This is a genomic window from Levilactobacillus sp. FUA 3915, assembly GCF_044053135.1.
GTDB classification, from domain to species: Bacteria; Bacillota; Bacilli; order Lactobacillales; family Lactobacillaceae; genus Levilactobacillus; species Levilactobacillus lanxiensis.
The window spans coordinates 778056-802401 of the sequence record NZ_CP168704.1 but is presented as its reverse complement, the minus strand read 5'-3'; the positions used below and the strand labels follow the sequence as shown (position 1 = coordinate 802401).

Annotated in this window: 19 protein-coding genes; 9 read left to right on the top strand and 10 right to left on the bottom strand. The window is 50.4% G+C overall.

The features are described from left to right. Window positions 1–574 precede the first annotated feature (574 nt). Window positions 575–1456: a LysR family transcriptional regulator gene (locus tag ACEPST_RS03955; protein ID WP_204120376.1), complete on the bottom strand. Its 882-nt coding sequence runs from the start codon at window positions 1454–1456 to the stop codon at window positions 575–577. Window positions 1457–1616: 160 nt separating this feature from the next. On the opposite strand from ACEPST_RS03955, the gene ACEPST_RS03950 reads away from it, so the two are divergent. The 7 genes from ACEPST_RS03950 to ACEPST_RS03920 all read left to right on the top strand — a co-directional run bounded on the left by ACEPST_RS03950 (window position 1617) and on the right by ACEPST_RS03920 (window position 7168). Beyond that, on the top strand, window positions 1617–2027 hold the full coding sequence (locus ACEPST_RS03950) for a DUF2255 family protein (protein ID WP_204120375.1): 411 nt from the start codon (window positions 1617–1619) through the stop codon (window positions 2025–2027). A 31-nt stretch (window positions 2028–2058) separates the two neighbouring features. Further along, window positions 2059–2418: a MerR family transcriptional regulator gene (locus ACEPST_RS03945; RefSeq protein WP_204120374.1), complete on the top strand. Its 360-nt coding sequence runs from the start codon at window positions 2059–2061 to the stop codon at window positions 2416–2418. Between the two features lie 48 nt (window positions 2419–2466). Continuing rightward, entirely contained in the window at window positions 2467–3414 is a 948-nt protein-coding gene (locus tag ACEPST_RS03940; protein WP_204120373.1) for an aldo/keto reductase, read from the top strand. An 89-nt stretch (window positions 3415–3503) separates the two neighbouring features. Continuing rightward, the gene (locus ACEPST_RS03935) at window positions 3504–4145 is read left to right on the top strand and encodes an NAD(P)H-binding protein (RefSeq protein ID WP_204120372.1); all 642 of its coding nucleotides are present in this window, start codon (window positions 3504–3506) and stop codon (window positions 4143–4145) included. Between the two features lie 12 nt (window positions 4146–4157). Next, window positions 4158–5066 carry an amidohydrolase family protein gene (locus ACEPST_RS03930; RefSeq protein ID WP_204120371.1) on the top strand — a complete coding sequence of 303 codons (909 nt, stop codon included), beginning with the start codon at window positions 4158–4160 and terminating at the stop codon, window positions 5064–5066. A gap of 821 nt (window positions 5067–5887) precedes the next feature. Beyond that, on the top strand, window positions 5888–6478 hold the full coding sequence (locus ACEPST_RS03925) for a sugar O-acetyltransferase (protein WP_204120370.1): 591 nt from the start codon (window positions 5888–5890) through the stop codon (window positions 6476–6478). 15 nt (window positions 6479–6493) lie between these two features. Further along, window positions 6494–7168, top strand: coding sequence for a putative quinol monooxygenase (locus ACEPST_RS03920; protein WP_204120369.1), 675 nt, complete (start codon window positions 6494–6496; stop codon window positions 7166–7168). 413 nt (window positions 7169–7581) lie between these two features. Here ACEPST_RS03920 and ACEPST_RS03915 read toward each other — a convergent pair whose 3' ends face one another. The 9 genes from ACEPST_RS03915 to add all read right to left on the bottom strand — a co-directional run bounded on the left by ACEPST_RS03915 (window position 7582) and on the right by add (window position 19159). Then, window positions 7582–8502, bottom strand: coding sequence for an IS30-like element ISLsa1 family transposase (locus ACEPST_RS03915; RefSeq protein WP_011373852.1), 921 nt, complete (start codon window positions 8500–8502; stop codon window positions 7582–7584). Window positions 8503–8614: 112 nt separating this feature from the next. Then, entirely contained in the window at window positions 8615–10366 is a 1752-nt protein-coding gene (locus ACEPST_RS03910) for a hypothetical protein (protein ID WP_204120368.1), read from the bottom strand. Window positions 10367–10511: 145 nt separating this feature from the next. Continuing rightward, window positions 10512–12563 carry a hypothetical protein gene (locus ACEPST_RS03905; protein ID WP_204120367.1) on the bottom strand — a complete coding sequence of 684 codons (2052 nt, stop codon included), beginning with the start codon at window positions 12561–12563 and terminating at the stop codon, window positions 10512–10514. Between the two features lie 263 nt (window positions 12564–12826). Continuing rightward, window positions 12827–13372 carry a hypothetical protein gene (locus tag ACEPST_RS03900; RefSeq protein ID WP_395409163.1) on the bottom strand — a complete coding sequence of 182 codons (546 nt, stop codon included), beginning with the start codon at window positions 13370–13372 and terminating at the stop codon, window positions 12827–12829. Window positions 13373–13892: 520 nt separating this feature from the next. Further along, the gene (locus tag ACEPST_RS03895) at window positions 13893–14141 is read right to left on the bottom strand and encodes a hypothetical protein (RefSeq protein WP_203642464.1); all 249 of its coding nucleotides are present in this window, start codon (window positions 14139–14141) and stop codon (window positions 13893–13895) included. 592 nt (window positions 14142–14733) lie between these two features. Next, entirely contained in the window at window positions 14734–15267 is a 534-nt protein-coding gene (locus ACEPST_RS03890; RefSeq protein WP_204120365.1) for a L,D-transpeptidase, read from the bottom strand. Window positions 15268–15916: 649 nt separating this feature from the next. Beyond that, complete coding sequence (locus tag ACEPST_RS03885; protein WP_204120364.1) at window positions 15917–16771, bottom strand: polysaccharide deacetylase family protein; 855 nt, start codon at window positions 16769–16771, stop codon at window positions 15917–15919. 64 nt (window positions 16772–16835) lie between these two features. Further along, window positions 16836–17660, bottom strand: a complete 825-nt coding sequence (locus ACEPST_RS03880; protein WP_204120363.1) for a phage integrase N-terminal SAM-like domain-containing protein — start codon at window positions 17658–17660, stop codon at window positions 16836–16838. Between the two features lie 461 nt (window positions 17661–18121). Further along, window positions 18122–19159, bottom strand: a complete 1038-nt coding sequence (gene add / locus ACEPST_RS03875) for an adenosine deaminase (RefSeq protein WP_204120362.1) — start codon at window positions 19157–19159, stop codon at window positions 18122–18124. 982 nt (window positions 19160–20141) lie between these two features. On the opposite strand from add, the gene ACEPST_RS03870 reads away from it, so the two are divergent. Together ACEPST_RS03870 and ACEPST_RS03865 are read left to right on the top strand one after the other, a co-directional pair. Then, entirely contained in the window at window positions 20142–22085 is a 1944-nt protein-coding gene (locus ACEPST_RS03870; RefSeq protein WP_204120361.1) for an acyltransferase family protein, read from the top strand. Window positions 22086–22716: 631 nt separating this feature from the next. Further along, the gene (locus ACEPST_RS03865) at window positions 22717–23463 is read left to right on the top strand and encodes a hypothetical protein (protein WP_204120360.1); all 747 of its coding nucleotides are present in this window, start codon (window positions 22717–22719) and stop codon (window positions 23461–23463) included. The last annotated feature ends 883 nt before the right edge of the window (window positions 23464–24346 follow it).

Sequence of the window (24346 nt, the reverse complement as noted above, 5' to 3'; positions counted from 1 at the left end):
ATGGAAGTCATTGAATAAAAATGAATGTGCCTGTAACTGATAGTGGATTGAAACCAATCACTACAGACAGCCTGAACAGATTAGACTGAAAGTTAAACCAGTGTCAGCCGTAGGAGTGGTTTAAATGGACCACGCGTGGCAAGTGTCAGTGACCAGAGGCGGGCCAAAGTGCCCAGCTGTGTCGATGGTCTTAGCTGAGTGATTTTTCTCAGCTTAGACCATGGGACGACCTTTGAGACCGCACTTTGGCTCAAAGTCGAGGTGGAAGCCCGCTCTTCAGGCTGGCATGGTAATTGGATGGTAGGTATCAATAAGGATTGAGTCATGGAAGCCAAAAGGATGGTAGAAATTGCACAGAAAATTAAACCAGTGTCAGCCGCAGGGGTGGTGTAAATGGGCTAAGCCGTGGGAGTTGCCTTAGCGGTTTTCCCGCTTAGGCAACTGCTATCTTTGAGACGCGTTTCTCAGCGGCTCAAAGTAAGTCTGAAGACCGCTTCCCAGGCTTCAGACGTGCGCCCACAGCGTCACGGCCCATTTTCACCACCCCGGAGGCGAAAGACAACGCCAAGATTAATTAATTTTCAGTGGGCGTTAGTTCGGCGCGAATCTGCGTCAGCAGCGCCTGTGCCGCCAACGACAGCCGCGCCCCCTTCAGCCAAACCAAGCTAGCCCCAGAAGACGTCCGTGGCGCCAACGGCACGAACGTCAGATCAGATTGGTTGGTATTGACGATGCCGTCGAGTCCCAGCGCGTTCCCAACGCCGGCGGAAACCAGCAGGGAGGCGTTGTACAACAGATTGTAAGTGGCGGCGACATCGAGGTCGTCTTGGTCGAGACCGAAGACCGCGTGAATGCGGCGACTTCCCCCCTGTTGCGGCAAAATCAGTTTGGTATGGGCGACATCGTCGAGGCTGACGGTGGCCTGTTGGGCTAGGGGTGAGCTATTTTGAACTAGCAGTCCCCAACGACTCTCACCGGGCAGCCGGAGAAAATCGTAATCGGACTTGTCGAGGGGTTCCATCACCACGCCAAAGTCAAAGACGCCGGAGGTCAGGTGCTGGTGAATCTCGGCGGCATCGGTGCTGACGACGTTGATTTGAATGTGGGGATACTGGCGGTTCAGCCGGCGAATGGCCTGGGCAACCGTCAACATACTGCGGGCCTCAGCGCTGCCGATGAAGACGGCGCCGCGGATATCGTTTTCCTGATGAATATTGGCCACCGTTTTGTCCGTCAATGAGAGAATCTGGCGGGCCTGGTTAGCAAAGTATTCGCCGTCGGGGGTGAGCTGAATGGTCCGACTGCCCCGTTCAAAGAGGGTCGTGCCCAGTTCATCTTCGAGTTCCTTAAGCTGGCGTGACACGGTCGGTTGCGAGACGTGTAGCCGTTCCGAGGCTTTGGAAATGTTTTTTTCCTGAACGACCATTAAAAAGTAGCGGAGAACACGTAATTCCATGAGACACAACTCCTTAGTTTGGTGGGGTGACGAGGGAAGTTTTCTATGGTGATTAGTATACCTCAAAAGCATGGAATTTGATTTAAATTAAGCATTAGTCATAGCGCAGAACAAGTCTTATGATAGTCCCTGTAAAGAACAGCGAAAGGTGGTCAGCGACATGCAACAACAGAATAAACAGGATTCACCAGCTTGCCACTGGACGCAACGGCGGGCCCAGGAATTTGCGGTCGCCGATGATTTGCGGGTGTCCCCCTTTTACAGCGACGGCCGGACGTACGGCACGCCGACCTGGATCTGGTCCGTGGTGGTCGCGGGGCGGTTATATGCCCGGGCCTGGCACGGCCAGCAGTCGTCCTGGTACCAAGCGGCCGTTCAGCAACGCGGCGGACGGATTCATTTAAGCGGCCATAATTTCAAAGTGACCTTCGCCGCAGTTACGGGCGACGCCAAGCTACTGGCCCAAATCGATGCGGCTTACCGCGAAAAATATGCGGCGAGCGCCTACCTGTTGCCGATGTTACAGGCCCGACCGCGGTCAGCGACAGTCGAAATTTTACCCACGAACTAGCGTCAACTTAGGATGAGAAGGAGGACTTCACGTGAAAATCAACGAAGCGGCAAAGGCGTTGCACACGAGTGCGTGGACGCTGCGGTACTACGAACAGATTGGCGTGGTTGCGCCGGTGGCCCGAGTCAGTGGGATGCGCGACTACGACGTGGCTGATTTGAAACAGTTGCGCGACATTTTAGACTTGCGAGACTGTGGCGTCACGTTAGCCGAAATCAAACGGTTGATTGCGCTACGGGATAGCGAAGACAACGTGACAGCGCAACGGGAAATCCTGACGACGCAGGCCGACGTCCTCCACGACCAAATCGACCAGCTACAGGAAACGTTGGGGCGGCTGGAAGATAAGCTCGCCACATTGCCGGTCGCGATGGTGGCGGGCAACCATTAATGATTGTAAAATGAACACGAAGTTTACTCAAAAAGGAGCGCTTAAAATATGTTAACTAAAAATCAACCAAAAATTGCTTTAGGAACCTGGGCTTGGGGCGACACGCCGGATGGCCAAGTCTTTGGGAATCATTTGACGGCTACGGACCTGAAGCCGGTCGTCACGGCGGCGATGGACGCGGGCTTAACCCTGTGGGACACGGCCTACGCTTACGGTTCCGGGGCCTCCGAGGATAAATTGGGCGAGCTGCTCCAGGACTATCCGCGCGAGAGCTACCAACTGTCCACCAAGTTTACGCCCCAGATGGCCGCGGGCGACAGTGATCACGAGGTCGCTGACATGCTGGCGGGCAGCCTCAAGCGCCTGCACACGGATTACATCGACATCTACTGGATTCACAACCCGGCCGACGTTGAAAAATGGACGCCCCAACTGATTCCGCTGGTGAAGAGCGGCAAAATCAAGCGCGTCGGGGTCTCCAACCACAATTTAGCCCAAATCAAGCGGGCCAATGAGATCTTGGGCGAAGCCGGCATTCAGGTGTCCGCCGTGCAAAACCATTTCAGCCTGTTGTACCGTTCCTCAGAAGAGGCGGGCATCATTGACTACTGTCGCGAACATGACATCACGTTCTTTGCTTACATGGTGCTCGAACAAGGCCTGTTGAGTGGTCGCTACAACGTGGATAATCCGTTGCCAGCCGACAGTATGCGCGGGAGCATTTACAACCAGGTTTTGCCACAGGTGAGCGCCTTAACGGCCGGCCTGCAGGCAATTGGCGCGAAACAAGATGCTTCGGCCGCCGAAGTGGCTACGGCCTACGCGATTGCCAAGGGCACCACGCCAATCATCGGGGTCACCAAGGACAAGTACATCCCGAGCGAGGCCAAGGCGATGTCCCTGACGTTGACGGACGCTGAAATTACCCAATTAGAAACCCTGGCCCAAGCCGCCAACGTTGATACCAAGGGCTCCTGGGAAACTCCCATGGCCTAAATGGGGTACAATGAAGCTATTGCGGGACTGAATAAATCAGTCACACACTGAAAGACCCATTAAATCAAAAATAGTTGGAGGAATTTTACATGACAAAAATCATGATTATCGGTGCCCATGGCGCTATGGCACAACTGTTGACCCAACGCTTGTTAGACGAAACTGATGTCACGCTGACACTGTTCTTGCGTAACGCAGACCGACTGAATAAACTGGCCGCCAATCCCCGGGTAACCCTGGTCGATGGCGACGTGCATGACACGGCGGTCGTGGCCAAGGCCATGGCCGACGCCGACATCATCTATTCCAACCTGGGCGGCGCGGACCTTGATGTCCAAACCCAAAGCGTGGTTGACGCGATGAAAGAAACCGGTAAGCAACGTCTGATTTACATCAGTTCATTGGGTGCACACCGTGAAGTTCCCGGTAAATTTGGCGAGTGGAACGAACAGATGATTGGCGCCTACCTGCCAGCCTTCCGTCGGACCAGTGAGCTGGTTGAAAAGTCCGGGGTGACCTACACGGAAATTCGGCCAGCCTGGTTGACCGACAACGATGAAGTGGCCTATGAAGTCACGACCTTGGCCGATGGGTTCAAGGGGACCGAGGTTTCCCGGCAGAGTGTCGCGGACTTTGCCTTGAAAGTCATCGCCGACCCCAGCACGTATCAAAACGCTAGCGTGGGTCTGGACAAGCCCGGTACTGATGGCGACAAGCCTAGCTGGTACTAAGGGGGCTTCTCGATGACGGTCATTGATGTCTTTGCGCACGTCTTACCCGCAAACTTTTTAGCCAAAATGAATGCGATTCACCCGAATATCTTAGACAACTTTCCGTACATGAAAAATGATTTGTTGACGGATGTGGCGCAACACCGGGCCAGTCTGCCAGCGGATCATCAACAGATTATTTCCGCGGTCAATTTGAACCCGGAAGACTTTGTGGGTCCGAATCAGGCGGCCGAACTCTGCCGCCAGGCCAACGCGGAGATTGCTGACTTGGTCCGCGCCAACCGTGAGCTTTTTCCGGCCGGGGTGGCCATGCTGCCACTGAACAACGTGCCCGCCGCCTTACAGCTGATTGATGAGCAGGTGGCCGGTAGCGATGCCTTGGTTGGGGTGCAACTATTTACCCAAGCATTGGGGAAGCCCATCACGGACGCGGCCTACGAACCGATTTTTGCCAAATTAGCGGCGGTCGGCGCGCCCATCTGGCTCCATCCCGTTTTCGATACGCACAAGACTGACAACGAGCTGACTTTTAGCTGGGAGTACGAGCTGACGCAGGCCATGAATGGTATTGTAGCGGCCAAATACTTCCGCAAATATCCCGGCTTAAAGGTTATCGTGCATCACGCCGGGGCCATGGTGCCGTACTTCAGCCAACGCATCAAGTACATCCAGTCGGCCGAAAACTACGCGGACTTTAAAAAGTTCTACGTGGACACGGCCATCCTGGGCAATCCCAAGGCGCTGGAACTCGCGGTCGACTTCTTTGGGTTGGACCACGTGCTGTTTGGCACGGACTCACCGTTTGGGATTCCACCGGTCGGACCGACGGCGGTGATCGAGCAGGCGGTGCGGGATATGGACCTGACGGCGACGCAGCAGCAAGCCATCTTCACCACCAACTGGCAAGCGCTCATGGGCTAAACATACGCCTCCGGGCTGGTGAAAACTGGACCTGGCCGCGGTGCTGGTCGTTCCCGGCGGCGGACTCAAGGTTCCCTGCTGTGGGGCCGGTTCCAGACTGAGGGGCGGTCTTCCACCTCAACTTTGAGCCTGAAGGGCGGTCTCAAAGGTTGTCCCATGGGCTAAGCTGAGTGAGGAACCTCAGCTAAGGCCATCGACACAGCCGGCAACCTTGGTCCGCCTCTGGTCACTGACACTGTCCTAGTCAGTCCAGTTTTCCCAGCCCTGCGGCTGACATTGGTTTAGCCCATGGGCTGGCCGGTTTGTTGTGAGTGTGCTGGGATGCTTATAAATTTGTTTATTGATGCCGGCTGGCTTTATCTGGTCGGCATTTATTGGTTGATCGTTTATGTTAGAGATGAATTTTGTTAGAAGAGTAGATTTATATAGATAAAAATTGACTAGGGCTAAATAGAATCGAAGAGCTGGTAATCAGTGCCAACTAGCTATTAACAAGGAATACATTTATGGGTTAAACACATACTCATCAGTGATTTAGGGGTGTGATAATGCCATGGTCGATGTGAGTGACCAGAGGTGGGCCAAGGTGCCCAGCTGTGTCGGCGGTCTTGGCTGGGGTACTTTCTCAGCCTAGTCCGCGGGACGACCTTTGAGACCGATTTTTGGCTCAAAGTCGAGGTGAAAGCCCGTTTCTCAGGCTGAAACCGACCCCATAGCAGGGCATCTTGAGCCCACCGCCGGGAACGGAATTGTCCTTGCATGTTTACTACTCCGGAAGCATTAGCCAAAGTATCTTTAACCCGAAAAGGAGTCTGACTATTTTGAAAACGGAACATGAAAAACTCTTAGCCGGTGAGGATTACGATTACCGGGACCCCGAACTGCAGGGCCTGATTGCTAAGGGGAAAACGTTACTTTCAGTGATCAATACCAGTCAGGACGCCGCCAAGCGGGCCGATGCCATGCAACAGTTCTTTGGTAAAACCGGACAACGCTTCGTGATCAATGGGACGTTTAGCGCGGTCTATGGCGTCCACATTTCGGTTGGCGATGACGTGTTTATCAATGGTAATTGCACGTTTCAGGATTCCAATCGCATCACGCTGGGTGACCGGGTCGTTATTGCGCCGGACGTGAAGCTGTACTGCGGCGCTCACTCGTTGGACGCGACGCAGCGGTTCGGCGTGCGGCCGGATGGCAGTCGCTACCTGATTACGACGACCAAGCCGATTACGATTGGCAGCGACGTGTGGATCGGTGGCAACGTGACCGTGATTGGTGGCGTGCACATCGGTGACAACGTCGTGGTTGGCGCCGGGGCGGTCGTGACCAAAGATGTGCCGGCCAACTCGGTGGTTGCTGGCGTGCCCGCGCGCGTCATCAAGCCGTTGCCCGCACTCAAGTCGCTGTAGAAAGGGAGCGAGCAGATGACCAAACAACCAGGCACCCCCCTGTTTCGCTTATTCAAGTTGGAAATTACCGCGTCGGAACGGGAAAACTTTGCCGCAGTGGGGACCCAAAATTTAACAACGTCGATTCAAAATGAACCCGGGACGTTGGCAATGTACACGAGTCACGTGGACCCGGCCGGAGTACATAACCGGGTGATTGAGGTGTATCGCGATGACGCCAGCTACGACATTCATGCGCATTCACCGCAGTTCGCCGCGTTTCGGACGGTGGCCAAACGGGCTGTGACCCAGCAAACGGTCGTGAACTTGATGCCCAAACTGTTGCTGGAACAACCGCAGCCGCTATACCGTAGTCCGGCGAATGAGGCCTTTATCCAGCTGATTGAATTGACCGTGCAGCCAGGACAGACGGCGGCCTATCAATCGGTGGTCGTGCCGTATTTACAGGCGGCCATGGCGGCCGAACCGGGCTTGCAGGTCAGTGCCGTGGGACAGGTCGTGGATGCGCCAGATCAGTGGGTGATTTTCACGGTTTACGAAGACTTGGCGGCGTTCAAGGCACATTGCCAAACGGCTGGATTTAAACAGTATCAAGCGGCAGCCCAACCGCTGATCCAGACGGCGGATGCGACCGTTTTGACGGGCGACACGTTGGTCAATCACGGTGGTCTGGCATTTACGGCGGATTAAACCGCGTACTTTCCTTTGGGCTGGTGAAAATAGGGATTGGCCGCTGTACTGGTCGTTCCCGGCGGCGGATTCAAAGTACCTGGCTATGGGGCCGGTTCCAGCCGAAGGGCGGGCTTCCACCTCAACTTTGAGCCTGAGGAGCGGTCTCAAAGGTTGTCCCGTGGGCTAGGCTGAGAAAGTTCCTCAGCCTAGCCCACCGACACAGCCAGGCACTTTGATCCGCCTCTGGTCACTGACACTGTCCTAGTCAGTCCAGTTTTCCCAGCCCTGCGGCTGACGCTGGTTTAGCTCGCCGTGACTTGATTGCGTGAATGATTTAATTGATGTGAATATTAACGTAAAAATGGTGTCACCCGATTTTTGTGGGTGACACCATTTTGGCGTTAGGTTTAATTAAGAGGCAAATTACAAGTTTAATCCGAACAAGCCCGGAATCTTTCAATGGCAGTCTGTTGATGATGTATTTTTAATGGTCGTTGATTAATTAGTTCAAGTGCTGCTAGGATCTCATCAGTCGTTACTTGGCTAAAATTGGTCTTTTTCGGGAAGAACCAGCGTAACCGTCTATTAAAATATTCATTGGAACCTCGCTCCCATGGTGAATATGGATGGCAAAAATAAACTTTGATCTGATAATCCTGTTCTAAGGCCTGATAATTGGCAAACTCTTTACCATGATCAACAGTAATGGATTTTACTTGAGGACCGAAGGCCCCCATAAACTTGCCAAAGGCGGTGTTTAGAGCCTTAGCCGTTCTATTAGGGGCTTTGATGGCCCATAGAAGTCGGGTCTTACGTTCTACGAATGTAACCAGACATGATCGTGACTCACTTCGACTAGAAAGCACCGTATCTACTTCCCAATGACCAAAAGCTAACCGTTGATTAACAGTTGTTGGCCGTTGTTCGATGGAAGTCCCACTTGTAAATTTCCCACGATTTTCGCTCACTCGGTGCTGGCGGACATTCCGATTGGGTAGATCAGTCAATTTGAAGGGGAGCCAGCCACGATTAAGCCAATTATAAATTGACGCAGTGCTCAAGTTATAAGCGGCCGCAATGGTTTCTGGTGACCAGGTTAATCGTAAGTGATTGGTAATTAAAGTCGCTAATGCTGCCGTCAGCATCGAACGACGACCGCAATTCCGCCTTTTGCGATCTGCATCTTGCTGAGCTAATTCTGGATCATAAGGTTTAACCCGGTCCAACTCATAGCTAATCGTAGCTTTGGCGACGCCTAAGGCGTCAGCCATTACTTGGTAAGATTTATTCCCCTCATTGACCAGTTGTGCTAGTGCGCCACGTTGAAAACGTGATAAAGTAGATGTACCCAAAGTAATCACTCCCTATATTGGTTGGAATTAGCTACTACCATTGTAAGTGATTGCTTTGGGCTTTTTAATTTCTGTTCGGATTAATTATAGAATTTGCCAAGATACTGATTGTTTATTTAAACGTCTCATTCTTAAACGACTGCACGGTCCCGGTCTTGGCCTGCTTGTTGACGTTGGCGGTCAGTTTGACCTGGTCGCCGGCCTTGAGGAGCGCCGCCTTGGGGTAGTCGCCGGTGCCGACCGACCAGAGGTAATCGTTGCCCTTGATGGCGAACAGCACGCTTTGGGTACTGCCGTTGGGCACGATGGCGACTCGGGTGACGATGCCGTTGACCTTGGTCAGCTTGGTGGCAGTGGAACTGGCCGTTGATCCAGCCGCAGCTAATTGCACGCGGTACTGGTCCAGCGCCTGGGCCGCCGTGGTGGCGTAAGCCTTGACGCTTTGGTCGGCCGCCTTGATGTAGGCGTAGCTCCGGAAGGCTCCGGTGGAGTCTAGCAGGGAAACGACCCAGGTCGGGGTGCCGTCGATGTTGTACATAATTGGCATCGTGGCCGACCATTTCTGAGCGACATATTCCTTTTCGGCAATCTTTTTGGCCCCGTCACTGTCCATGACCCCGATATTTTTCCCGGTGTAGTAGGTCAGTGTCCCGGTCCGCGCATTGATCATGGAGTAACCCATGGTTGAATCGGCGCTGGTCTTGGGCGAGGTGAAGTCGTTGAAGTAGGAAATATTGCCGTGCTTATCGGCAACGGGGGTGACGCCATCCTCGGTCCCGTTGCTGTTGGGGAGCTTAACGCCGGTCTTATTGAAGTAGGCGTTGAAGAACCCGTTGCCGTAACGACCGAAAATCTGGTTCATTTCCGCTGCGGTCGAGGAGGCAATCGATTCGTTGATAAATGCGGGCGCACCGGCAGCCGTGTAGAGGTGAGTGGCACCGGTCTTGGCATTTAGCACGACCACGTGGAGGCTGCGGTAGTTGATCCGGCGGGAAACGCCACGAGCCTTGTAGACGGTTTGGATGAAGAAGGGTTCGCCCTGGTCATTGACCTCGAGTTGGGGCTGGCCTTCCTGGACCCAGCTGGGGAAGCGGTTGTAAATGACCCGTTGCGCGTCGTCGAAGAGGTAGGCGCTCGGGGTGTATTTCATGGATTGCTTAACGAAGTGGGGCTCGGCGTTGACGTTGGTGGCGTCGATGATGAAGTACCCCGGCGTATTGCGGGCCCGTTGCCAGCGCCAGAAGCCATCGAACTCGACCGGCGCGATGTAGACGGTCTTGCCCTTGACAACTTGCGTCTGCAGGTCGCCCAGCTTGTAGTAGGAGGTGTTGGGCACGGTGCTCATCGCCTTGTTCATCTTGTTGCGGACAGTCTTGGGCGAAATGGCGATTGGTGTGGCATTTTTGTCCAGTAGGGGCGCCGTTTTGACCGTCTTGATGCGCAGCGAATTGTAGACGGCCTTGACGCCGAAGCGGGTTTGTAGGGATCCGAACAGGCCGAGAACCACTAAGATGGCCAGCACACCAGCGGCCAGTTTGGTGCCGAAATTAATGCGGGGTAGGCGGAAATTGAAGTTCTGTTCAAAAAGATTGCGGGGACGTTTGGCCTTCCGCTCGACTTCCACCTTGGCCTGGGGACTGCTGATGAGCAGCAGGGGCAGGTAGAGGATGCCGTAGATCAGGTTCATGCCAATCAGGCTGGCGGGCGTCTTGCTGGGCAGCAAGCTGAAGACGATGCCTAGCGCGACCAGGTAAAAGATCACGTAGGTGCTGACCAGTAACTGCCAGCGACTGGGCCGCTGAATGCAGGCCAGAATGGTCATGCCCAGTGCGGTCAGGGTGCCAAATAATGCAACTAAAAGCATAGATAAACTCCTTTGTGAGTGACTGTGAGGTGGGGCAATTACCTCTAGTTTACCGTAGTTAGGGGGTGGGGGATAGGGGAACGGGTTGGATTGTGGGGATGGAGGGATCATTGAAGCGGAGCAAGGCGCTGTGAATACCCCAAACTCAAGTCAAACATAATTTCCGTGTTGATCCTGAAGAATTGTTGATTTGGTAGAACTCACCCTTATTACCATCGGCCTTGATTAAATCACCATCGGGGTCGGTTGAATCGGTGTAAGGGTTAGGGTCAGTCCCTTGCTTAGCGTGACCAACTTGGTGGTACCACTTAGTTCTGTAGTACCAGTAGTGGATTTGCTTGTCGTCACCATTAGGGAACGTCTGATATGCTAAATATTGATAAGACTCTGTAATTGGTTTACCTTTTTTGGTATACCCGACAGTTCTAGTAGCAGTTTTATAATGATTAACAATCTTGATTCTAGCTGAAGTCCACTTCATTTCGGATGGCGTTGCATATGTACCATCCTTAGGACCATGAACAAGCTTGTATAACTTACCATTATCTGGTGCTACTACTTCTGCTGCTGGCGTAATCGTCTTTTGACCTGACGTTACACCTGAGTTATAAATTTGTTTAGGTGTGAAGATGTCATAACCCTTAGCAACAGCATGGTCGTGATGGTCAAAATCAATGAAATACCCCTTGATTTCTTCATTCTTCAGTTTCCATTTTGCTGTGTTTGAGTTTTTTGTCTGCCACTTAGTTTTTGTGATTTTACGTCGTGATGTGACATGGTTGTTGAAACTAGTGTGACGCATAGCTTGGGACTTTGTGGTTGATGACGCAACGTAGAAGTTATACGTATGTGTTGTCTTATAAACATTCTTGGTTGCCTTAAATGTTACTTTATTACCTGAAACTGATTTGGACCAACCAGAAGGTGAGGTTACTGATGAAATTGAAGTTCCACTTGGTAAAGTATCGGTGATGGTATACCCTTTACCAGAGAATTTAGCCTTTTTAGTCTTCTGTACAATCTTCCATGAGAAAGTCTTCGTATAATCAGCTAGAGCTGACGAGGTTGCTTTGTAAGTTGATGGTTTTGAAGATTGAGGACCGACGTACTTCTTGGGAGCGGGTTGAGGTTTTGGCTTAGTACCTTTATATGGTTTTGAGTTGAAATCTAGCAAATCATCATAAGGACCATGTCCGCGCCAACTGATATAAATATCATTCTTCTTGTATTCAGCCATTGCTGATGATGTTGGAAGTGCCCCGTTCAAGTTGTTTGTTTGGTTAACATTCTTAGAAGGGAATACTGTACCTTGACGTACACGTAATACCCCCATCTTGGCATCATTAATTGCTAATGAACTACTCTTACCAGATTTACCATTATAGTTACCAACTGCAACCGGAGAAGTGTAGGTTACGACACGTTGAGCGAAACTAAAGCGTAGGTTACTAAACCTCTTACTACCTGAATAGAACCATGCTGGTTCCATTTCCATGTAACCTAACCCAACTGTATGCTCATCATCGAATACTACTTTTTTACCACTCTTATGATAATAGAAGGATATGGTAAGTTTAGTACCGGATGCGTTTCGTGATACCCAGTTAACCTTATACACTTTATTATTATAATCGGCCTTTGAGTACTCTACGGTCTTAGGTCCTTTCATTGGCATAACACCAAGCATGTTAGAAGAGTATGCTATTTTCTTCTTAGCGTTTGAGTATTGTGAACCAGTCATATCATCCGATTTAACTTTTTCACCAGCTGCACCAATTTTAATTGTCATATCAACCTGTTTACCTTCAAATTTACCAACATTAGTATATTTAGCAATAGGATTATATTTGGCGTAGTACCATTTGAACTTGTTACCATCAAAGTTATTATAAGAATTTGTATCATAGTCACTTCTTGGCACTTTGTGGCCATTCTTAACACTGAATTTAGTGTTCTTAGTAAACTGCGGAACAAAATAGGGTTCAAGTTTACGGTTAAAGTTTAAATCCTTACCACTTTTATCCGCGTAACCACCTTTAGCTAATTCAGAATAATAAGTCAACCAATTACTATTTTGTTTAATCTTAGCTGAAGCTTGTGTTGAAGATACTCCAACAATACCAACAGTTGTTAGTGCTGTTAGTGCAGTGGTTAAGCCAATCTTGCGAATTAATTTGTTATGTTTCGTTGGCTTCATATTTACTCACCTCATTCTTAATTATTGTAGAAATTAACGTTCGTTTATTGATAAAACAACCGGTCATGTTTGTTTTATCATTGCTATGTAGCAATATTTAATACCCCCTCTGAAATTTATTTACAGGAACATACTGTAATGTTGAAGTAGGCTCCACAGTTACAATGAATAATCTATTCATGAGAGCAAAATAAAAAGGACTCGTAAAGAGTCCTTTTAGTGTTTGCTATTTAAAATATTGTTTAATCAATTAAAATCGTTGATTACTTGTAAGCTTTAACGCTTACCTTCTTGGAAGCTGAGAGTAAGTGGAACGTGTAGACAATCTTACCATGCTTCTTAACGACCTTACCGTGCTTCATGTTCTTGGTGTAATACCCTGCTTTAGCCCAAGTATTCTTGGCCTTTGGTGCCTTGATAGTAGCCTTGAAGTTACCATTCTTACTCAAGCGTACGAACTTGTAGCCCTTGTAGGTAGTGATGCGAGCCCACTTAGCATGGTGCTTCTTAGCATTTACTTTATTATTGACCTTAATCTTACCGTTGACCTTGACGTACTTGTTAGACTTAGTTTTCTTTGAGGTCAACTTAGAAACTTTATATGCATATGATTTTGCTTTATTCTTAGCAGCTGCTTTCTTGGCAGCGGCCTTCTTAGCTGCAGCTTTCTTAGCAGAAGACTTTTTTGCAGCAGCTTGCTTCTTCAATACTTGGTTATACTTATAAAGATTCGAGTTTTTATCTTTTAATTGAACGGGGTCATCTGTTTTAGCATCTTCAACAGCTAATTTTTTCTGTTCCGCTGACATCGAGTTCCAAGTTTTTTTATCTAACGCATCCGATTCTTTTTGTGAAATTTCAACAAAACCGTTTTTTGCTGATGCTGACGCTGTTACTCCGTTATTTGCTGACGTGGTAACTAGTGCTAAGCCTAACGTTGCTGACGCTACCATAACTGACATAATTAACTTGTGCTTCATTGATTTACTCTTAAACATTTTAAATCATCCTTTCGATTTTTGTTTCATTATTATCAAATTTTGTTTTGGTGTTTGATTTGATATTTTTGATTCAGTTTTGTTGATTCATTGGTTCGTTGCTCCGTTTGATGTGGTTCTTATTTAGCAACAAAGTTATCATACCGCGTGTTGGTTCTGTTGCAAACCCATTGTTGATTATTTATGTAGTAAAGATAGTCATGAACGTGATGTTGTTCGTGAGAATCTTACATGTGACTAATTTGGAGTGGGTGACGCAGTGCATAGGGTGATGATTGAAGAAATGACACGAAGGTGTCGGGTGTAATACCCCTGTGGTTTGTCAGGGACGTTAGATGACGACATCTTTCACTTGCAAACTGTCGGTTTCGTCGATTGCTAACTCGTCATTCTTTAGTTCGACATCGGATTGTGGGTCGTTATCGTCAGTTAACTCTTCTCGCTCGTTTGTCGCAAATGAATCTGTTAGGTCTTCGACCGTTAAGTTGAAGTCATTGTCATGTCCCAAGAGGTTCAACAGAAGACGCTTACGATTATGATTTGGGTCATGCCCAAAGAGGGTGGTGACTAACTCGTTCACCGTTTGTGTCGTTGGGTCAAACTTGATTTGGACTAGGTTCTTTCGGTGGGTGTAGATTGGATTGACCGTGGTAATCGGGAGATCATTAAGGTCAATTGCTCACATTGGACGATTGTAAAAAACAGATTGATTTTAGTTAAGCACAGGATCAAGATATTCGTCTTCTGAGAGCAAAAATTAAGGAAGATTAGCTAATTTAATAGATGTATTTAGCGATAATGTCTATTATCTGAAAATTACGATTCTCAGATTGCTGAAATTCTTAATTTAAACTGTCATGTAAACGAGAATCCTTCAGATACTGGGCGGTATTGGACAAATCAGGGTAAATCAATTTCCCCTGAATAAATTCAGAGGCTTGTCGCTCACGTGTCTGGCGACACAGTAGTTCAACATGCCTGTTAGGACACTCCTATTTATGGTGGCAAAATCACGGGACGCAAGCGTGTCCTATCAGTACATTTTAGACTGGAATAAGTTCAGTATACCATATTATAATGCAGTTAAAGGTGCGTCCGTCGTTTCAAAACAGGATTCGAAAATAAAAGAGTTTAGCCAGTGTGAAGTGGGTTAAACTCTTTTGATTTGGTTATTAGCGAATGACAACCTTCATCCCAGCAGGCACATGGCTATAGATCCAGTGGGCGTCAGCAACGCTCAGGCGTACGCAGCCGTGACTGGCACGTTTGCCCAGCTTGTGGGCCTCACTGACGACGTACTTGCCGTGCACGTTGACGGGAACGGAGTGGAACAGGTAGGTCCCCCAGTCCTTGAAGGACGTCCAGTAGTTGGCGCCTTCCTTAGAGCTGGCGTTGTAGAAGTGTTTGCCGCGGTTCTGGATGTGAAAGGTGCCAGTCGGGGTCGGGGAGGATTTCTTCCCGGTCGAGCAGACCATGGTGTAGAGCACCCGGTGCTTGCTGGTCTTCACGTAGACGCGTTGCTTGGCGATGGAGACCTTGAGATAGGCGTGCTTATATTTCTTCAAATTCGGGTACGCCTTGCTCTCGGATGGCTGTTTCCAGCTGGGAGTGGTGCTAGCCGTGGCGGTAACCGCGTTGGCTCCAACACCACCCAGCAGACTAACGATGGCCAAGAGGGTCGTGATGATGATTTTTGCACGTTTCAAATGGAATTCCTCCTTGTAGAATACATTATCATTCTATTAGGAGATAACAGACCTGTCAACGCGACAAATTAAAAAGGTTGCCAACTATTTTTGAGTTGAATGGCTGATGGGACAAGTGTAGTAAGGAGTCGGGGTGTTTTACTTTGCCACGCTGGTTCGGTATTCTACAGATAGTTAAAACTGGAGAGTTGCTGCCGAAAGTGCAAGCCATAAGGATTGACGTTAGTTAGCGTTGATCACAAAAAAGGAAGAGGCCGACTTGGCTTCTTCCTTTTGACTTAACAGTAGTTTAATTTATCCTTTAAACATGAAAATTCCCCGAACAATTTCGGCACCAATCAAAACAATCATTGCGGACCAGGTTAATAATGTGGCTAAGCTCCCCATAATGTTGACCTCCTTGTGCACGTTTTAACTAACTTCATTGTACGCCGAAGCAGGAGAACTAACAATGGGTACGCTTACATTTTATCAAACATTCGAGCGGACAGTCGAAATCCGTTCGGAAGAAACGTAACGCTTAGGAAAATGGGTGATCCCTGTAAGTGACCAGCTGTGTCGATGGTCTTAGCTGAGTGTTTTTCTCAGCTTAGCCCATGGGACGAACTTTGAGCCCACCGCCGGGAACGAAATGAGTCATCCGTTTGCCTTAAGAGTTCGTGACCTGAATCAGGTCGGCAAACGTGGCCGTCGTCATGCCCGGCGCAATCCGCAGCCGCGACAGGTTGTAACGGCCCTCGGACAGCTGGGCGAATCCCTCCTGAGTGGTCAGCGCGAGCTTATAGCCGGCCTGTTTAGCCAAGCGATGTGTCGTCTTGTTGGCGCGACCAGCCGGGTAGCACAGCATTTGCGTATCCTGATTGAGCTCGTGGTCGAGCCAGCGTTTGGAATTTACCAGTTCTTGACGTTGTTGCGCGGCTGATAAACTATTCAGGTTCAGGTGTTGGACCGTGTGACTAGCAAAGTCCACGCGACCGGTTGCCTTGAGCGCCTTCATTTGCGCCAGGGACAGGTGGTTGGCCTTGTGGGTGAAGCCCGTGATGGCGTTGATGGTCACGTGCTGGTGATACTTTTTCAGCGTCGGTAAAATTTTCTGATTGTCTTTGTAGGCGTCGTCCAGCGTGATCCAGACGACTTTTTTCTGTGGCACGGTATTCGTGGTCAACGCGCGAATGGCCTGGGCCGTGGTCAGCGTTTCATAGTGGTGCTTTTCCAAATAGGTCAGCTCCGCCACGACCTGTTTCTTGGGCACCCGCAATTGATTGCCGGTCGCCACGCTATGGTACATCAGGATTGGCAATTTTAAAGGATGCTTGAGTTTGATCCATGGCTCGGGCTTTTTTACCGTGACCTCGGTTGCGGTAACATCTTCCTGGGGCACTCGGTTGTGCGTCGCCGGTGCCGTTTGAATGTTTGTCTTGCGAAACTGGGTGAGCGTGACCGTCCCCAAAATTACGGCCACTAACGCCAGACAGCTCGCCAATAGCCACCATTTCTTTTTCATTTGTGATTCCCCCAAAAATCTAGTCTTACCTCTATTATAAATAGTTTAATGAAAAAATCTTGGGCTAATCGGCCCGTTGGCTCAATCGCCGGTAATAATCGATGGAATCCGGTGGCAGGTTCAACGCCGCGGTGACTTCTCTGTCGGTCTTTTGCGGGTGGCGCCGGAGATAGTTAACTAAGTAACCTTGATAGAGGACGGTGGGGCTGAGGGCAAAGCCAATGACCGCTTCGTCCGGTTTTAAATACTTGTGGAGGCCGGGCAACGTCAAATGGGGGTCGGCCGCGGCCCGTTGTTTGAGAAACCAGTCGTCACAAAGAAACCGCTGCTGGAGCGGGTCGATGAAGTCCCGGAAGGTTTTGAGAAAGGGCTGGACGGTAGCTGGCCAGTCGTGGGTATCGATTTTTTCCGTCACACCGGGCTTGAGAAAACTTTGCACGGGATAGCCCTGCGACACCAGCAGGAGGGTCAGGCGCGTATAAATGTGGAGCCGCTCATCGGCGAGGTAGTCGGTCAGGTCGTCGACCCAGCGGTAATTGACCGGCTGCGGCGCCTGCTTGGGCTTGCTTTTAAGGTCGAGCGTCGGCAGATAGGGGGTCCAGCGGTGTGAGAACAAAAATTTGAAATAGATGTTCAGGTGCGACAACACCTTGTTGTAGGTCTGGTTCTGAATCTGGCGCGCGGTGAGTAACATGCTGAGGTACTGCTCGACGTCCTGCGTTTGGAGATCACTCACGCGGTGGGTCTTCTGATAAGTTGGGTTGAAATTCTCTAAGTAATGGAAGAAGTCCTTCAACGTGGTCGTGTATTCGTCGCGCGTGGCTTCGGCCATGGCCCGGTCGGTTAGTAACCGGTTGAAGGCATCTTGGTAGGGGTATTCTTGCGGCATCCAACCGCCTCACTTTCTTTAAAAATTGACTTTACCAGTTTCACTGCGTTCCCGGCGGCGGATTCAAGTTGCCCTGCTATGGGGTCGGCTCCAGCCGAAGGGCGGGCTTCCGCCTCAACTTTGAGCCTGAGGAGCGGTCTCAAAGGTTGCCCCGTGGGCTAGGCTGGCACAGAACGCCAGCCAAGACCACCGACACAGCTGGGCAACTTGATCCGCCTCTGGTCACTCACGTTGTGTTAATTTTTGAAGATGTGGTCGTGGGTGGCAAGCGTGTTGGCGGTGGAGTGGTTAAAATCCTTACTCTAGCTAAGAAATTACTGTAAGTTCGCTAAAAAATAATTACGTTAACTTGAGTATACCATTTAGCGGCGGAATACCTGTAATTGGGCGCTTTTGGGCCAATAGAAAGGGCACGCTAGAATTAATCAGCGTGCCCTAATCATTTTATGCAATTATAATCTCTAGGCCGTAACAGTTTCTGCCGCCCGGACCTTGGCGCGGAGCTGTTCCTTTTGGTCTTCGGGGATGAAGGCGCCGTCGATGGCGTTTAGCGTGAGCCGTTCCAGTAGGGACCAGTTCAGGCCGAATTGGTCGTGCATCTTCATGATTTCGCTAGTCAGTGTGACGTCAGAAACAGTGCGGTCGTCGGTGTTTAGCGTGACCTTCAGACCGGCACTGAGGAACTCTGCCAGTGGAAAGTTTTCGTAGCCGTCGATGGCCTTGGTCTGTACGTTGCTGGATGGGCACATTTCAATCGTGGCGCCCGCGCGCTTGGCCTGTTCGATGGTGGCAGGGAAGCCGCTCATGTGCACGCCGTGGCCGATACGCTTGGCACCTAACGTCAGGGAGACCGCCACGTTGTCGACAGGACCGGCTTCACCAGCGTGGAGCGTGAATGGCAAACCTGTTTTGAGACCGGCCTCGACTGCGGGCGCAATTTCCAAAGCTGGGTGATTGAATTCATCGCCAGCAAAGTCTAGGCCAACCACCCCCTGGTCCTTGAATTTTGCCGCCGTCTGGAACACGTCGATGCATTCGTCCAGTGGGCGATCACGCATGGCGCAGACGATGGCGTTGACGGGGATGCCAAAATGAGTGGTGCCGGCATGTAAGCCGTCCAGCAAGGCCGCGATGACTTCCTCAACGGAGAGGCCCTTGGCCGTACAGATTTGTGGGGCGAACCGGGCTTCTAAGTAGATGAGACCATCTTTAGCCGCCGTTTCGACCATGTCATAGCCGGCAATTTTCAGTTGTTCCGGCGTCTGCATCAGGTCGGTCACGATTTGGAATCGTTTCAGGTATTGGATGAGGCTGTCCGTTTCTAAGGGTGCCGTGGTTAAATCGTAAAGCGCGGCATCGTCAGCGGGCAGTTCGGCCCCGGTGACGGCGGCCATCTTCCGCAGGGCGGCCAGAGAGAGTGAGCCATCGAGGTGGCAGTGCAATTCAACCTTGGGGTACTGTTGGACATTTTCTTTAGTAAAAGGTTTGACGTGGGACATTGCTGAACTCCTCCTTCAATATGTAGCGTGCTACGCCATTCTGGGCTAAACTTTGGCGTTGGGTTGCGCCTTACCGGGCGGAAAAAATGAGATCGGAACGCTGTGGGCAGGACGCCCAGAGCCAAAGGGCGGTCTCTGGACTCGCTTTGAAACGCCAAGACCGCGTTTCAAAGTCGCCATTTACGCTGCTAGCGCACCGTAAATCCCACGGCTGGACTCATTTTTTTCGCCCTCACGGCTAACACTGGTTTAGCCCCGATGGTGTGTGGCTGATGGTTTTAGTCATTATCAAATAAAATTTCAGCCAATAGCTTCCTTCCAGTATACCATGTAAGCGTTTAACTATCAGTGTGAATTGGACTGGTTTTGACTGGTTCGCAGTGGAGAATGGGTTTTTGTCTCAGAAAATCGTCAGTATTTGGCGGTAGCTTGTGTGCGCCCCGAGGCAGTTGCTTCGCTGACCTAATTAAGGCTTGCATCAGCCAAAATGTTTTTTGCGAGTGGGCGGTGGCTAGGGTTCCCGTGACCGTTGGCTTGGGGGCTGAGCTGATTTCCCCGTTGAACGATTAAGGGGTGCTATTTGTCGGGTTTCGTGCTAATATTTAGGCTTACCCAACTGTTTTAAGAACTCTTGGTTTGCGATTCTTGCAGGTTAGTTGACAGGATTTATGCAAGCAACTTTACCCGTGAAAATGTCGATTAAGATGTCAAATTTTACATTTTTTTTAAATGGCGCAAAACCATTGTTTCCGCGGGGCAAACATTATATGATTAGTTTAATTAAAAAGGCTAATTTGGCGCGATTTTGGCCGCTGATTAGGCCGTCATGGACAGCTATTAGTTTGGTTGGCAAGTGAATCACCGCAAAACAAATCAATATCATAAATAACATTAGCAACTTAAACAACTTGGCGTACCACCATTCGGGGGAGTATGACCAGTCTTGGCAGTTACTGGTTTCAAAAGAGAAGGAGCAATTAAAATGGATCAATCTTACACGCGGCTTACGCGGGAGCTTATCCGCAACCGGCGCGCGGGCAAGCGGCGTTACATAACCGGATTTGATGGGATTCGGACACTAGCCGTTTTGGGGGTCATCATCTATCACCTGGCGCCATCGACGCTACAAGGGGGCTACTTAGGGGTTCCTATCTTCTTCGTAGTTTCTGGCTATTTAATTACTTATTTACTGATTCAAGAATGGGATTCAACCCACAGCATCGATATTTTAGGCTTTTACGGGCGCCGGCTAAAACGGCTGTATCCCGCGTTGGTCACGATGTTACTGGGAACCACGGCGTATATCACGTTGTTCCAGCGGAGCCTGTTGGCCAACATTCGGGGAACCGTGCTGACCAACATGATCTACGGGTATAACTGGTTTGAAATTAAACACGGTCAGTCCTACTTTGACCGGTTTAGTGGCGAGTCGCCGTTCACCCATCTGTGGTCGCTGTCCATTGAAGGGCAGTTCTATTTAATCTGGCCGTTCGTTGTGCTGGGACTCCTTTGGTTCTTGCGTAAACGGGCACGGGCAGCCGCCATTCTGTTTGGCATCGCCATCTGTTCGGCAATCGCGATGGCTGTGCTGTACGATCCCGCCAACACCAACCGGGTATACTACGGGACGGACACGCGGATGTTTGCGATTCTGGTCGGGACCGCCATGGCCTTCCTATGGCCAGCGCACAAGCTCAATGAAAATGTGACGACCGCCCATCGGGTCATTTTAGATGTGGCCGGGGGCCTGTCCTTACTGACTTTAATTTACATGTTCTTTACCATGAATGGTCAAGCAGCCAGCACGTACCGGGGCGGCATGTTCTGGTTCACGGTGCTGTCCGGCATTCTGGTCGGCACGGTCGCCCATCCCGGGAGTGATTTAAACCGGGTACTGACCAACCGCGCCTTTAGCTACATTGGCCAACGAAGCTACGGCATTTACCTGTACCAATTCCCCGTGATGATTTTCTACGAATCACGCATCAACATTGGCAATCATCCGTTGTTAAACTCACTGATCGAAGTGGCCCTGATCATGCTGGTCACCGAGCTCAGTTACCGCTGGATCGAAAATCCTATGCGGCACTACCACTACGGGCAAATCACCAATGACGTGGCGACTTACCTGCAACAACCCCGCGCGCACCGGCTGGTCAACAGTTTGGGCGTTGTCGCGGCCTTGTTATTTGGGTTAACGGCGGTCGGCTTTGTCCAACAGCCCGCCGCAGCCAAGCCAACGGCCCTGCAACAGACGATTACGCAACGGTCTGCCGCCGCTAAGAAGAAGAACGAAGCGGCCGCCAAGAAGCAGAAGGCCTTAGCCAAGGCTGCTTCCAAACGTAAGCACGAAAAGGCCGTGGCATTCTCCAAGATGTCCAAGGCCAACCAGAAGACGGCGAAGTACTACTTCTTAACGGCCGATGAGTTGATGACCAGTAAGCAAACGCCATTGACGGCGGTCGGGGACTCCGTGTTACTGGATGACTCCGGTGACCTGCAAAAGGTCTTCCCAGGCGCCATCGTTGACGGGGCCGTGGGTCGTCAAGCCGATGCCATGCCAGGTATTCTTAGCAGCTTATCGCAACGGGGCCAGCTCGCCAAGAACGTGCTGGTCAACATCGGGACGAACGGGTACGTGACGCCAGCTCAGGCTGACCAAATCGTGCACGCCATCGGACCCAGCCGGCAGATTTTCTGGGTCACGGCCCACGTGCCAACGCGTGAATGGCAAAATTCCGTGAACAACCGAATCAACAAGACGGCGGACAAGTACAAGAACGTTCACGTGATCGACTGGTACACGACGGCGCAGAACCACAGTAGTTGGTTCGTTAGCGACCACGTACACCCGAACGACCATGGGAATCGCTACTACACCTCCCTCATCGCCAAGACCATCACCAAGGTCACTAACGCCAAATAGTCTCTGGCGGCGCCTTACCGGGCGGTAAAAATGAGACCGGAACGCGGTGGGCAGGACGCCCAGAGCCAAAGGGCGGTCTCTGAGCTTGCTTTGAGCCTCAAGAAGCGAGTCTCAAAGACACCATTTACGCTGCTAGCGCATCGTAAATCCCACGGCTGGGCTCATTTTTACCGCCCTCGCGGCTGAGACTGGTTTGGGTTTAGTGGGCTTGAACTGGACATTGGTCCTGATTTAGAAATATAAATGATCTTTACAACAGGACGTTTTACCCATCTTTTCGGGTGAACGTCCTGTTTTGCTTTGGTCAGCTTTTAGTGAAATTTTGTGCAGTGTGTGAGGCAAAATGGATTCGTTTTCAGGAAAACTGTACGGCTAAAAAACAGTGAAGTCACTGGGCGATGAGGGGCCTTCACTGATTGCTGAATGCCGATCTAACAAGGATTTGGTGCATTTAATTTCCGCCACTTTTTAGCCCCTTAACGTTAGTTGGTTTAATTTACCGTTGGGGTCAGATTTTTACAGTTTTTCAGTCGTTTTTGGGAGATTATCCCGGTCACATTTTGCCGTGCGTGATATGATACCAAGTGAATTCAGGGATGGATTCACCATATAATCTACGGGGGGAATTGTTATGATGAAGAAAGTTGCAATGATTGCTGCGGCAGCTGCGATGGTATTACCTTTAGGGTTAGGCGCCATCGCACCCGCCCAAGCTGAAACGACGGCCTTTGCGGCTACTAAGGCAGCTGCGAAGAAGACGACGTTGACGTTAGTAAGTAGCAAGGCCATCAAGAAGGCGGCCTTCCACGTGAAGAGTGGCAAGCCAGCACTGTATAGCGCGGCGTTTGCGGCCGACAAAGCCAAGGTCACCATGGCTAAGAAGGGGACCTTAGCTGGCAGCACCACTTACTACGCAACCAAGAAGATCGTGGTAAAAACCAAGGCAACTAAGACAGCCAAGGCCAAGAATGTCACTTACGCTTACATCAAGAGCGCTAATGGTAAGGTCAAAGGTTGGGTGGCCCTTTCTAAACTGACCGCGGGCAAGTTTATGGCCGCAGATGGTAAGAAGGTGGCCAAGGCTGCTGACAAGATTGCAGGCAAGACCTACACGCTGGTGAAGGCGACGAACCTGAAGAAGGCCGCTTATCACTTCAAGTCAGGTGACCCGGTTGTCTTTAGCGGCAAATTCGCTGCTGACAAGCCTAAAGTGACTTTAGCTAAGAAGGGCGTTTTACCAAACAGCAAGACCTTCTACGCAACGAAGAAGATCACCATCAAGCAAAACAAGAAGAACGTGGCCTACCTGTACATCACCAAGGAAGGCTGGGTTAAGGCTTCTGCGTTGACTGCTGGCAAGTTCATGGCGGCTGACTAAGGAAAGACCTCAGTAGGTTTTAAAATGGCGCGGGAATGCGGTCCCACGCCATTTTTGTGTGGCCAGCCAGTATAACAAAATTTGTAAAGGGTCCGCCGTGCTATTTGGCCAGTATCATGGTAGACTTAAGCCAATCAAAAAGGGCCGCCGCGTATCAGCACGACCACCCTCCCTGGCTTCGGTTGCAAAACAGTGGCTAGCGACAAATGATAAAGATAACCTTCCGCCGCATGGCTAAATGTTTGGGAAGGTTATTTTTTTTGCGGAAAATTCCGTAGAAAATTAACGGTTACTGTTAGATTAAAGGTAGCCAGAGCGATTACATCCAGCTAATCATCACGGTTAGTCTGCCTGAAATCAGACAAAAAACTGTTGAGCAAACGGCGCCCAATTTGACTGCTGCGGGGTAGTTGTGGTTTAAACCAGTGTGAGGCGCAGGAACGGTGAAAAGGTGACCGCAAGTGTGCGTGACCAGAGGTGGACCAAGGTGGCCAGCTGTGTCGGTGGTCTTAACTGAGTGCCTTTTCTCAGTTTAGAGCACGGGACGACCTTGGAAACTCGCGGTTTTGGCGAGGCTTCAAGGCGAGGTGGAAGACCGCTCCACAGGCTGGAACCGGGCCCCACAGCAGGGCACCTTGAGGCCACCGCCGGGAACAGAATCTGGCCAGGCTCATTTTCACCGCCCCGGAGGCGGAACTTTTAACCCACAGCTAATTATTTAGATAAGCCGGCAATCAAGATTGGACCGTCCAATTTCATCAAAAAATTGTAACACGACCTGTTGCAATTGCCGTTAGATTAAGCTTTCCTAGCGTTTCTTAGAAATGGCTAATTTTCAAAGTAAACGCTTTACAATGCATGACAAAGCAAGCATAATGGAGTC

Coding starts and splice junctions, on each gene's coding strand:
- ACEPST_RS03870 (WP_204120361.1), top strand. CDS start 20,142: ATGGATCAATCTTACACGCGGCTTACGCGGGAGCTTATCCGCAACCGG.
- ACEPST_RS03950 (WP_204120375.1), top strand. CDS start 1,617: ATGCAACAACAGAATAAACAGGATTCACCAGCTTGCCACTGGACGCAA.
- ACEPST_RS03940 (WP_204120373.1), top strand. CDS start 2,467: ATGTTAACTAAAAATCAACCAAAAATTGCTTTAGGAACCTGGGCTTGG.
- ACEPST_RS03905 (WP_204120367.1), bottom strand. CDS start 12,563: ATGAAGCCAACGAAACATAACAAATTAATTCGCAAGATTGGCTTAACC.
- ACEPST_RS03955 (WP_204120376.1), bottom strand. CDS start 1,456: ATGGAATTACGTGTTCTCCGCTACTTTTTAATGGTCGTTCAGGAAAAA.
- ACEPST_RS03935 (WP_204120372.1), top strand. CDS start 3,504: ATGACAAAAATCATGATTATCGGTGCCCATGGCGCTATGGCACAACTG.
- add (WP_204120362.1), bottom strand. CDS start 19,159: ATGTCCCACGTCAAACCTTTTACTAAAGAAAATGTCCAACAGTACCCC.
- ACEPST_RS03930 (WP_204120371.1), top strand. CDS start 4,158: ATGACGGTCATTGATGTCTTTGCGCACGTCTTACCCGCAAACTTTTTA.
- ACEPST_RS03910 (WP_204120368.1), bottom strand. CDS start 10,366: ATGCTTTTAGTTGCATTATTTGGCACCCTGACCGCACTGGGCATGACC.
- ACEPST_RS03885 (WP_204120364.1), bottom strand. CDS start 16,771: ATGAAAAAGAAATGGTGGCTATTGGCGAGCTGTCTGGCGTTAGTGGCC.
- ACEPST_RS03865 (WP_204120360.1), top strand. CDS start 22,717: ATGATGAAGAAAGTTGCAATGATTGCTGCGGCAGCTGCGATGGTATTA.
- ACEPST_RS03920 (WP_204120369.1), top strand. CDS start 6,494: ATGACCAAACAACCAGGCACCCCCCTGTTTCGCTTATTCAAGTTGGAA.
- ACEPST_RS03880 (WP_204120363.1), bottom strand. CDS start 17,660: ATGCCGCAAGAATACCCCTACCAAGATGCCTTCAACCGGTTACTAACC.
- ACEPST_RS03900 (WP_395409163.1), bottom strand. CDS start 13,372: ATGTCAGCGGAACAGAAAAAATTAGCTGTTGAAGATGCTAAAACAGAT.